The following is an 11283-nucleotide window of genomic DNA, read 5'->3' on the forward strand; positions in this document are numbered from 1 at the left end:
GTTGTCGAAATCATTGGTGCCAACATTCTGAACATTGCGAGTCAGAACTATGAGCCTCAGGGTGCCAGCGTCACGATTCTGATTTCTGAAGAGCCGGTAACCCCGACTGAAAGCCAGATTGAAGAGTCCCCGGGTCCTTTGCCCGAAATTATCCTGGCCCACCTCGACAAGAGCCACATCACGGTGCATACCTACCCGGAAATCCATCCGGACGCCGGTATCGCGACTTTCCGTGTGGACATCGATGTGTCGACCTGTGGTGTTATTTCACCGCTTAAAGCGCTCAACTTCCTCATTCACCAGTTCGATTCGGACATCGTGACTGTGGATTATCGTGTGCGCGGCTTCACCCGTGACGTTGAAGGCAACAAACACTTCATCGATCACGAGATCAATTCGATCCAGAACTACCTTTCCGAAGACACCCGCGACGCGTATCAGATGACCGACGTGAACGTGTATCAGGAAAACCTGTTCCACACCAAAATGCTGTTGAAGAACTTCGAACTGGACAACTACCTGTTCGGTGACGCCACCAGCAATCTGTCCTCTGAGCAACGTGCCCAAGTGACCGATCGTGTGAAACACGAAATGCTGGAGATTTTCTACGCGCGCAATATGCCTGCGTAAGAAATCCAGGCACAAAAAAGGCGACCGTCTCAGGACTGTCGCCTTTTTTATTGCTCAAACAAAGAACCGTGTAGGAGTGAGCCTGCTCGCGATGAGGCCCTCCGCACCCAAACACATCTCAGATCCGATAGGTACTCTTGGTCATCACCTTGGCCAACAAGGTCATCCCGAACTTCACCGGTGCCGGAAACCGGAAGCCCCCAGCCTCCAGCGCACTTTCCGCATGATGCTCTTCATCAATACGCATCTGCTCCAGAATTGCCCGGGACTTCTCGTCCTCAACCGGCAACTGCTCCAGATGCTCATTCAAATGCTTGCATACCTGATGCTCGGTCGCCGCAACAAACCCGAGGCTGACCTTGTCGCTGATCAGCCCGGCAACCGCGCCAATGCCGAATGACATGCCGTAGAACAGCGGGTTGAGAATGCTGGTATGGCTGCCCAACTGGTGAATGCGTTGTTCACACCAGACCAGATGATCAATCTCTTCTTCGGCGGCGTGCTCCATGGCTTCGCGTACCTGCGGCAGCTTGGCGGTCAGCGCCTGCCCCTGATACAGCGCTTGGGCGCAGACTTCGCCGGTATGGTTGATGCGCATCAGGCCGGCGACATGGCGAGTGTCTTCATCGCTCATTTGCGTTTCTGGCTGCAGAATCGCTGGTGACGGACGGTACGGTTGGCCGCTGAAGGGCAGCAGGGTACGCATCGCGGCATCCGCTTGCAGCAGAAGACGGTCAATTGGCGAATAGTGACGTTGGGTAGTCATGCTGACCTCCGGAAGAATCTCGGCGGCCAGTTTAACCGAATCGGCCGGGGAAGGTTTGCGCTGGGTCATTTGTCACGCGGTCAAGCTTTCGTGGGAGCGAGCCTGCTCGCGAAGGCATATTGTCAGGCGCTGATGAATTGAATGTGCCGACGTCTTCGCGAGCAGGCTCGCTCCCACAATGTGTGTCTGACGTTTTAGCCCGGCGGCCAGTTCATCTGACGCTGACCGAGTACGTGCATATGAATGTGGTAGACGGTCTGCCCACCTTTTTCATTGCAGTTCATCACTACCCGAAAGCCTTCTTCGCAGCCCAGTTCCAGCGCCAGGCGTTGCGCCGTGAACAGAATGTGCCCGGCCAGTGCCTTGTCGTCTTCGGTCAGGTCATTGAGGGTGCGCACCGGTTTCTTCGGGATCACCAGAAAATGCACGGGTGCCTGTGGGGCGATGTCGTGGAACGCCAGAACCTGGTCGTCCTCGTAAATGATCTTCGCCGGGATCTCCCGGTTGATGATCTTGGTGAACAGAGTATCCACTGCTGTTTTCTCCGTTGTTTGGGCTGGCTTGAGTGTACTCATGAGGATTGAACCCGCCCAGTGTTTTGCCGTAGGACAGATCAGCGCGGGCAGTAGGCCTTGTTGACCATGCCAACGATGGTGCGATTGAGCCAGCGCGAACCCAGTCGCGGTAAAAAGGCGAACCAGCGGTTGCGTCGTCCCGGAATGATGATTGCGCGGTTTTTCTCCAGCGCTCGCACGGTGTACAGCGCAACTTCTTCCGGGCTCATCAGCAGTTTGCTGTCTTTGAGTTTGTCGCTGTTCAGTTGTGCGGTACGGAAAAAAGCCGTACGGGTAGGGCCGGGGCAGAGCACCGAAACCTTTACCGCGCTTTGTTTGAGCTCGACCCGCAGTGCTTCGGAGAAGTGCAGCACATAGGCTTTGCTGGCGTAATAGGTGCTCATCCATGGACCGGGATTGAACGCCGCTACCGAGGCGACGTTGAGTATCTGGCCGCCACCCTGCAATGCCATGCTGTTGCCGATCGCATGGCACAGGCGAGTGAGGGCGAGGATGTTCACTTCAATCAGGTCCTGCTCGGTCATCCAGTCCTGAGCGAGAAACGGACCGCAGGTGCCGATGCCGGCGCAGTTCACCAACAGATCAATCTGCCGGTCGCCTTCTTCCAGTTCCAGCAAAAAACCGGACAGGCGCAGCGGCTCACCCAGGTCGCAGGCACGAAACAACACCTCGACGCCGAAGCGTTGGGTCAGTTCGATTGCAATACTTTCCAGCTGATCACGCTGTCGTGCCACCAGAATCAGGCTGCGGCCACGGCGGGCCAGGGCTTCGGCCATGGCCAGGCCGATGCCGCTGGAGGCGCCAGTGATCAGAGCGTAACGGGTCATGCAATTCTCCATCGCAACAGCTCCGCGCCAGCGACGCGGGTGTCACGGCGGGGAGCGCTGTTCATTCTTTCGCAGAGTCTACAGGGGCCTGCGCCGCTTCGGCTGCATCGTCGGCGGAATTCGCTGCCGGTTCGACCTCGACGTCGATTTCATCGGTGGTTACCGAGCCGCTGTCGTAGCTGCTTTCGAGGCTGGTTTCGTACTCCTGCTGAATGGCCGAGATCCCACCAAGCATTCCGCCGACGAAAAACAGCCCGATAAACACGATCCACAGTGCGCTCAGCACCTTGACGGCTGTGCTGTTGGGCGGCGGTGGTGGACCGTAGCGGTTGGCACCGGTATTGCCCGGCACAACCATGATCACAAAAGGGAAGATGCTGCCCACCAACGGCACAAGGTTGAGCAACCATAGCCAACCGGACCAACCGATATCGTGCAGGCGTTGCACGGTGAACAGAATGCTGATGACGATGAGTGCCAAGCCTAAAAAGAACGCGATGATGCCGCCGATGATCAGGCCACCCGTGGAGTCGGAGCTGACAAGTCCCACGGCGATCAGTGCAAATATGCTGATAATCGGCAGGCTCACCAGCGTCACGACCATCGTCCAGGCGAGGAAGCGCAGACGTCCGATCCTGCCTTGTACACTCATCGGTTTCAGTGTTGAAAATTCCGCGAAGGATTCACCTACGCTGGCGCGAGGTGGTGCATAAGGCGAGTTGGGCTCCGCCACGGGCGCAGATTGTTCGTGGACATCCGAGAGGCTCAGCTCGATGGCTGTTTCAGCTTCGATCCGGGCGTCGATCCCGGTTTTGCCCAGCGCTTGCAGATAAGCTTGCGCATCGCCATGGGACAAGTCGCGCTTGAGTGCCACAGTCTGGCCACTGAACAAGCGCTCGATGGCGGTCACATCGCTTTTGAACAAGTCCGCCAGATTGAGTTTGGCGGTAGTGATATCGACACCGGGCTGTAGAGCACCGTCGAAGACGATTTTGTAACGGGGTTCGCTCATGGCCGAGGCATCCTTGTCGCGAGTAGATTCAAAGGTTATCAGTGTAAGGCCAGTCGCCTGACGACTGGCCTGATTTTTCTTAGCGTGGCCAACGGCTCGACAATTGTGTAGCGCGCTTCTGGGCCTGGCGATACTCGGCGTCGAGACGCGCGATCAGCTGATCCACGCTGGGCAGATCATCGATTTGTCCGACGCCCTGACCTGCCGACCACACCGTTTTCCAGGCCTTGGCTTCGTCATTGATCGGTTTGAGTTTGTCGCCGAAATTGACTTCGCCCTTGCCTTGCAGGGCAGCCATATCGAAACCGGCGGCCTGCAGACTTTGGCGCATGAAACTCGCCGGAACACCCGACACCGCCGGAGTATGAATGATGTCTGCTGCTTTGGCTGTCAGCAGCATCTCCTTGTAGGCGTCAGGCGCATGACTCTCCGTAGTACCGATAAATCGTGTACCGAAGTAGGCCAAATCCGCGCCAAGCAACTGCGCGGCGAGAATCTCATGGCCATGGTTCAAACATCCTGCAAGCAGTAGCGTCTTGTCGAAGAACTCGCGGATCTCGGCAATCAAGGCGAACGGACTCCAGGTGCCGGCATGACCCCCGGCACCGGCCGCGACCGCGATCAAGCCATCAACGCCTGCCTCGGCAGCCTTTTCGGCGTGCCGGCGAGTAGTGACGTCGTGGAAGACCAGACCACCATAGCTGTGCACCGCGTCGACCAGTTCCTTCACCGCGCCGAGGCTGGTGATGACGATCGGAACCTTATGTTCGACGCAGATATTCAAATCCGCCTGCAAACGCGGGTTGCTGTTGTGCACGATCAGGTTCACCGCATAGGGCGCCGGGTTGTCCAACGTCGCAAGGCCCGCCTCGATCTGCTCCAGCCAGGCTTTGAACCCGCTGCTTTCGCGCTGGTTCAGCGCCGGGAAACTGCCGACCACGCCGTTTCGGCAGCAGGCGAGCACCAGTTCCGGGTTGGAAATCAGAAACATCGGCGCCGCCACTACGGGCAGACGCAGACGTTGTTCGAGCAGAGCGGGCAGCGACATTGTGAATACCCCAAAGATCTGTACTTGTTGAAGTTAGAACGGCTTGACCACGACCAGAATTACGATAGCCAGCAATATCAGAACCGGCACTTCATTGAACCAGCGATAAAAGACATGGCTGCGGGTGTTCTCGCCACGGGCAAAACGTTTTACCTGCGCGCCGCACATGTGGTGATAGCCGATCAGCAGGACCACAAGGGTCAACTTGGCGTGGATCCAGCCGCCCATGCTGAAGATGCTTGGGTTGAGATAGATCAGCCAGCCGCCGAAGATCAACGTGGCGATCATCGCCGGGCCCATGATGCCGCGATACAGTTTGCGTTCCATGACGCTGAAGCGTTCTTTGCTGATCGTGTCTTCACTTTGTGCGTGATAAACGAACAGTCTTGGCAGGTAGAACAGGCCGGCAAACCAGCACACGATGCTGACGATATGAAAAGCTTTGATCCATAGATAGAGCATTTTTAGTTATTCCCAGGTTCACGGTAGCCCGGATAGTAGAGGCTTGAGCGTCCGCACGTCACCTTGACGGTTGTCGCAGGGGCGCGCGGCCCCTATTATCGACGGCTTTCCAGTGGGTTCGTTGAGGGCAGGTTTATGGTCAAGGTCGGTATCGTCGGCGGCACGGGTTACACCGGTGTCGAACTGCTGCGTCTGTTGGCACAGCATCCGCAGGCAGAAGTGGTAGTGATCACTTCCCGATCCGAGGCCGGTCTGGCCGTGGCTGATATGTACCCGAACCTTCGCGGTCACTACGACGGCCTGGCGTTCAGCGTTCCGGATATCAAAACTCTGGGTGCTTGCGATGTGGTGTTTTTTGCCACGCCGCACGGTGTTGCTCACGCACTGGCGGGTGAACTGCTGGCGGCGGGTACCAAGGTCATCGACCTGTCGGCTGACTTCCGTCTGCAGGATGCCGAAGAGTGGGCCAAATGGTACGGCCAGCCGCATGGCGCGCCGGAGTTGCTGGATGAAGCGGTATACGGCCTGCCTGAAGTCAATCGCGAGCAAATCAAAAAAGCGCGTCTGATCGCTGTTCCGGGTTGCTATCCAACCGCTACTCAATTGGGTTTCCTGCCGCTGCTTGAGGCGGGTCTGGCCGATGCCTCGCGTCTGATCGCCGACTGCAAGTCCGGTGTCAGCGGTGCCGGTCGCGGTGCGGCTGTAGGTTCGCTGTACTCCGAGACGTCGGAAAGCATGAAGGCTTACGCGGTAAAAGGTCACCGTCACCTGCCGGAAATTCGTCAGGGCCTGCGTCGTGCAGCAGGCAAGGATGTCGGTCTGACTTTCGTGCCGCACCTGACGCCGATGATTCGCGGTATTCACTCGACGCTTTACGCGACTGTGGTCGATCGTTCGGTGGATTTGCAGGCACTGTTCGAAAAGCGCTATGCCAACGAACCGTTCGTCGACGTGATGCCAGCCGGCAGCCATCCGGAAACCCGTAGCGTGCGCGGTGCCAACGTCTGCCGTATCGCGGTGCACCGTCCGCAGGATGGCGATCTGGTGGTAGTACTGTCGGTGATCGACAACCTGGTCAAAGGCGCGTCGGGTCAGGCTGTGCAGAACATGAACATTCTGTTTGGCCTGGATGAGCGTTTCGGCCTGTCCCATGCAGGTATGCTGCCGTAACACTTTATCGCGCACAGCAAAAAGGCCCGTTAAACGGGCCTTTTTGCATTCTGAACAGTTGATCGGCTTTATTGATATACCGTAACAATAGTTGACCGATTTTCTAGGAGAAGCGGATAATGCGCGTCATCACGCATTATGGCGGCGTAACGCCGGGAGATAGTCAGCATGAGCGTCGAATCCTTCACCCCCACGGCTTTGCAATTCACCAGGGTGCTGCGCACAAGGTGAAGAGCCTGGTCGATGAAGAGGGGAATGATCGCTTGAAGCTGCGCGTATTCGTTACGGGCGGCGGTTGTTCGGGGTTTCAGTACGGTTTCACCTTCGATGAAGATGTGGCCGAGGACGACACCATTGTCGAGCGCGAAGGCGTGAGTCTGGTGGTGGATCCGATGAGTTTCCAATACCTGGCCGGTGCCGAAGTGGACTACCAGGAAGGTCTGGAGGGTTCACGCTTTGTGATCAAGAACCCGAACGCCACCACCACGTGTGGTTGCGGATCTTCGTTCTCGATCTGATCGCATTTCGCTGTACACAACAAAACGCCGCAGAGCCTCACGGTTCTGCGGCGTTTTTTGTTGTCGGTGTTTTGCTCAGTTGGGATAGATGGCGCCGAGTACGCGCAGGCCTTTGGCGCCGGTGACGCTTGGACGGTTGGCAGCAATGCCCTCGAGGCAGCAATGGGCGAGCCAGGCAAAAGCCATTGCTTCGACCCAGTCCGGATCTACGCCGTGAGTGGCAGTGCTGGCGACTTGTGTATTTGGCAGCAGGTCCGCCAGGCGTTTCATTAGCGTGGCGTTGTGTGCGCCGCCGCCGCAAACCAACAGTTCCTGAGTATCCGACTGAGCGCTTTGCAGCGACTCGACAATGGTCAACGCGGTCAGCTCGAGTAGTGTGGCTTGTACGTTTTCAGCGGCGAAGGCGGGCAGGCGTGAGAGATGTTGTTCCAGCCAGAGCAGGTTGAACACCTCTCGGCCAGTGCTTTTCGGGCCCTTGGTGACGAAGAACGGATCGCTGAGTAACGCCTCCAGCAATGTTGGCTCAACGGAACCTGTTTTTGCCCAGTCGCCATTGCGATCGTAGTTTTCGCCGCGCTGCTGCTGAATCCAGGCGTCCATCAGAACATTCCCGGGGCCGCAGTCGAAACCGGCTACAGGCTTGGTCGGCTCTATCAGACTGAGATTGCTGAAACCGCCGACATTCAAGACTGCTTGGTTGCCGGTACTCTCTTCGAACAAAGCTTCATGGAAGGCGGGCACCAGAGGTGCGCCTTGGCCGCCGGCAGCGACGTCTCGACTGCGGAAATCGCTGACGACGGTAATGCCTGTCAGCTCAGTCAGCAGGGCAGGGCTACCAATCTGCACGGTGAAACCGCGTGCGGGTTCATGGCGGATGGTCTGGCCGTGGCTGCCGATTGCGCGTATGTCTTCAGGCTTGAGTCGTTGCTGATCGAGAAGGGTGTTAATACCCTGAGCGGCAAGCTTCACCCAGTGCTGCTGGGCAATCGCCGAGCGGGCAATCTCGTCAGGGCCGCTGGCGCACAAGCCAAGAAGCTCGGTGCGCAGCGATTCAGGCATGGGAATGTAGTGCGTGGCGATCAGTTTGATCGCCGGGGTCTGCTCGATCAGGGCGATGTCCAGACCGTCGAGGCTGGTTCCGGACATCACGCCGATATACAGAGCCATCGCTTAACGCTTGCTCGAGGCCAGCATGGTGGCCTTTTCCTGGTCCATACGCGCCATCAGCGGCTGGCTCTGGGCGAGGAAGCGCGCACGTTCGGCTTTGGCAATCGGATCAGCCATTGGCAGCTTCTGGCCCAGTGGATCGACGTGAACGCCGTTAACCTGGAACTCATAGTGCAAGTGAGGGCCAGTCGACAGGCCGGTAGTGCCGATGTAACCGATCACTTGGCCCTGCTTCACGGTACCGCCGGTTTTCACGCCTTTGGCGAAGCCCTGCATGTGACCGTACAGCGTGCGATAAGTATTGCCGTGCTGGATGATCACAGTGTTGCCGTAACCGCCGCGGCGACCGGCGAGCAGCACTTTACCGTCACCGGCTGCCTTGATTGGGGTGCCGCGCGGTGCTGCGTAATCGACGCCCTTGTGAGCGCGGATCTTGTTGAGGATCGGGTGTTTGCGGCCCATGGAGAACTTGGAGCTGATGCGGGCGAAATCCACCGGCGTACGAATGAACGCCTTGCGCATGCTGTTGCCATCGGCGGTGTAATAGCTGCTGTTACCTTGCTTGTTGGTGTAACGCACGGCGGTGTAGGTCTTGCCGCGGTTGGTAAAGCGCGCAGAGAGGATCGGGCCATTGCCGACAGCCTTGCCGTTGACCACTTTCTGCTCGTAGATCACGTCGAATTCGTCGCCCTGGCGGATGTCCTGAGCGAAGTCGACGTCATAGCCGAATACGCTGGCCATATCCATGGTCAGACTATGCGACAGGCCGGCGCGGGCGGCGGATTGTGACAACGAGCTATTGATTACGCCGTGGACGTAAGCGGTGCGAACGGTTGGTTTTGCGGTGACGCGGTTAAAGGCATAACCCTTGTCATTCTTGGTCAGGGTGATGGTTTCAACGTCACTGACCTTGCTGTGCAGGCTGGTCAGTTGGCCTTCGGGGTTAAGTTCGAACTCGAGTTTCTGGCCGTGTTTGAGCTGGCTGAACTGCTTGGCTTGCTTATCGCTGGCCAGAATTTCATGCACGGCTGCGGCCGGCAAACCTACCTTTTCAAACAGCGTAGATAGCGTATCGCCTTTTGCGACAACGACTTCTCGATGACCTGGGGCCTTTGGTTTTTCGGCGACGGGTGCTGGCGCGGGCGCGGCTTCAGCAGTTTGCGGCGTGGTTTCGTCGCTGTTTTCTATCTGTGCGAACGGGGAGGTTACGGGCTCATTTGTGGCTTGAGCCGCGTCGGCGGCGTCTTGATCTTGTGTCAGTTGTTCAGCAGGACTTTCCAGTTCAAGGCTCAGGGTCGTCTTTTTGGCTTCAACATCGCTGGAAGGAAATACCAGGAGCGCCAGGCTGAGTAGGGCGGCGATACCACTTGCGGCGAGCAGGTGGGTCTTCGGGTAAAGCGGTGGCGCTTTAGACGGTTCAGTGGTCATAAGTAATTTTGACTTTGAAAAGTGATGAATTGGAAAAGATGAATGACATGATGAAGATGAAATAACTGTATAAAATATAACCAAATCATCTCTGAAGCAAGTCTACAGACACCGCGTCTGTGGATTGGTGTCCGTGCGCCGGGCAAAACTTGTAATTGGTGCACGATCTTGTATGGTTGGTTCCCTTTGAATCTGAGCCTTGCGGGTCTGTTATGAAGTCGGTTGAAGAGCAGCTAGCGCTGATTAAACGTGGTGCGGAAGAACTATTGGTCGAGTCCGAGCTGATCGAGAAGCTCAAGCGCGGCCAACCGCTGCGTATTAAAGCTGGTTTCGACCCGACCGCTCCGGATCTGCACTTGGGTCATACCGTGCTTATTAATAAGCTGCGTCAGTTCCAGGAGCTGGGGCATCAGGTGATCTTCCTTATAGGTGACTTCACCGGGATGATCGGTGATCCGAGCGGCAAGAGTGCCACTCGTCCTCCGCTGACTCGCGAGCAGGTCTTGGAAAACGCTGAGACCTACAAAACTCAGGTTTTCAAGATTCTTGATCCGGCGAAAACCGAAGTTGCATTCAACTCTACCTGGATGGATCAGATGGGGCCGGCGGACTTCATTCGCCTGACTTCGCAATACACGGTCGCTCGTATGCTCGAGCGTGATGATTTCGACAAGCGCTACACCACCAATCAACCGATCGCCATTCACGAGTTCCTCTATCCGCTGGTTCAGGGTTACGACTCGGTTGCTCTGCGCGCGGATGTCGAGCTGGGCGGCACTGATCAGAAGTTCAACTTGCTGATGGGGCGTGAACTGCAGCGCGGCTATGGTCAAGAGGCTCAGTGCATTCTGACCATGCCGTTGCTTGAAGGTCTGGATGGCGTGAAAAAGATGTCCAAGTCGTTGGGCAACTATGTTGGTATTCAGGAAGCGCCGGGCGTCATGTATAGCAAGCTGGTTTCGATTCCGGATGCGTTGATGTGGCGCTACTTCGAATTGCTCAGCTTCCGTTCGATGGATGAGATCAATGCGTTTCGTGCTGATGTTGAGGCGGGCGCCAATCCGCGTGACATCAAAATCAAGCTGGCTGAAGAGATCGTTGCGCGTTTTCATGGTGAAGAGGCGGCGGCGAATGCTCACCGGGGTGCGGGCAATCGCATGAAGGAAGGTGAGTTGCCGGATGATTTGCCGGAAATCGAGTTGGCCTCTACTGAGGATATGCCGATTGCCGCTGTCCTTAATAAGGCAGGCCTGGTGAAGAACTCTGCAGCTGCTCGGGATCTGTTGGCAGCAGGCGGTGTACGTGTGGATGGTGAGGTGGTTGATCGCTCCTTTATATACGTAGTCGGAGCGACCCATGTTTGCCAGGCTGGCAAGAAGGCTTTCGCACGTATTACGCTGAAATCTGAATAAAGTTTGAATTAGGGATTGACGGCGAATTCTGGAGGCCTATAATTCGCCCCACTTCCGGCGCAGTCGAAGCGGAAAACTCCTTGAGATTCAATGAGTTATGTAGGTTTCGACAGCAAGTGCTTCAGTTTATCGAAGCCGAAAAGAAGTTGAAAAAGAGGTGTTGACAGCAGCGAGTAACGCTGTAGAATTCGCCTCCCGCTGACGAGAGATCGGAAGCGCAAGTGGTTGAAGTTGTTGAGGAATTCTTCGAAAACTTCTGAAAATAATC

11 protein-coding genes and 1 pseudogene are annotated in these 11283 nt (G+C 56.7%); 4 read left to right on the top strand and 8 right to left on the bottom strand.

Annotation, left to right across the window (positions count from 1 at the left end):
* Positions 1-630: adenosylmethionine decarboxylase (speD, locus tag ACIOWE_RS28605; RefSeq protein ID WP_401398253.1), on the top strand; the 630-nt coding region annotated here is incomplete at its 5' end.
* Between the two features lie 118 nt (positions 631-748).
* On the opposite strand, the gene coq7 is transcribed toward speD, so the two are convergent.
* The 6 genes from coq7 to hemJ form a co-directional block, all read right to left on the bottom strand.
* Entirely contained in the window at positions 749-1396 is a 648-nt protein-coding gene (gene coq7 / locus ACIOWE_RS28610; RefSeq protein ID WP_401398255.1) for a 2-polyprenyl-3-methyl-6-methoxy-1,4-benzoquinone monooxygenase, read from the bottom strand.
* A gap of 194 nt (positions 1397-1590) precedes the next feature.
* Positions 1591-1929: a histidine triad nucleotide-binding protein gene (locus ACIOWE_RS28615; RefSeq protein WP_003228789.1), complete on the bottom strand. Its 339-nt coding sequence runs from the start codon at positions 1927-1929 to the stop codon at positions 1591-1593.
* An 80-nt stretch (positions 1930-2009) separates the two neighbouring features.
* Complete coding sequence (locus ACIOWE_RS28620) at positions 2010-2798, bottom strand: SDR family oxidoreductase (RefSeq protein ID WP_025113537.1); 789 nt, start codon at positions 2796-2798, stop codon at positions 2010-2012.
* Between the two features lie 61 nt (positions 2799-2859).
* Complete coding sequence (locus ACIOWE_RS28625; protein WP_401398257.1) at positions 2860-3810, bottom strand: DUF805 domain-containing protein; 951 nt, start codon at positions 3808-3810, stop codon at positions 2860-2862.
* Positions 3811-3889: 79 nt separating this feature from the next.
* Positions 3890-4858: an NAD(P)H-dependent flavin oxidoreductase gene (locus ACIOWE_RS28630; RefSeq protein ID WP_401398258.1), complete on the bottom strand. Its 969-nt coding sequence runs from the start codon at positions 4856-4858 to the stop codon at positions 3890-3892.
* A 33-nt stretch (positions 4859-4891) separates the two neighbouring features.
* On the bottom strand, positions 4892-5320 hold the full coding sequence (gene hemJ, locus ACIOWE_RS28635; protein ID WP_034155111.1) for a protoporphyrinogen oxidase HemJ: 429 nt from the start codon (positions 5318-5320) through the stop codon (positions 4892-4894).
* A 135-nt stretch (positions 5321-5455) separates the two neighbouring features.
* Between hemJ and argC the strand changes: the two genes are divergently transcribed.
* Positions 5456-6490 (top strand): N-acetyl-gamma-glutamyl-phosphate reductase, encoded by a 1035-nt coding sequence (argC, locus tag ACIOWE_RS28640; protein ID WP_016983465.1) that lies wholly within the window; start codon positions 5456-5458, stop codon positions 6488-6490.
* Positions 6491-6658: 168 nt separating this feature from the next.
* Positions 6659-7008 (top strand): annotated as a pseudogene (gene erpA, locus ACIOWE_RS28645) (iron-sulfur cluster insertion protein ErpA).
* A 75-nt stretch (positions 7009-7083) separates the two neighbouring features.
* Here the strand turns inward: erpA and ACIOWE_RS28650 are convergent.
* Positions 7084-8175: an anhydro-N-acetylmuramic acid kinase gene (locus ACIOWE_RS28650; protein ID WP_401398260.1), complete on the bottom strand. Its 1092-nt coding sequence runs from the start codon at positions 8173-8175 to the stop codon at positions 7084-7086.
* A 3-nt stretch (positions 8176-8178) separates the two neighbouring features.
* Positions 8179-9603, bottom strand: coding sequence for a peptidoglycan DD-metalloendopeptidase family protein (locus ACIOWE_RS28655; RefSeq protein ID WP_401398261.1), 1425 nt, complete (start codon positions 9601-9603; stop codon positions 8179-8181).
* Between the two features lie 212 nt (positions 9604-9815).
* Between ACIOWE_RS28655 and tyrS the strand changes: the two genes are divergently transcribed.
* On the top strand, positions 9816-11015 hold the full coding sequence (gene tyrS / locus ACIOWE_RS28660) for a tyrosine--tRNA ligase (protein ID WP_401398263.1): 1200 nt from the start codon (positions 9816-9818) through the stop codon (positions 11013-11015).
* Positions 11016-11283: the final 268 nt, after the last annotated feature.

It is taken from the genome of Pseudomonas sp. NPDC087598 (genome assembly GCF_044743525.1).
Lineage (GTDB): Bacteria > Pseudomonadota > Gammaproteobacteria > Pseudomonadales > Pseudomonadaceae > Aquipseudomonas.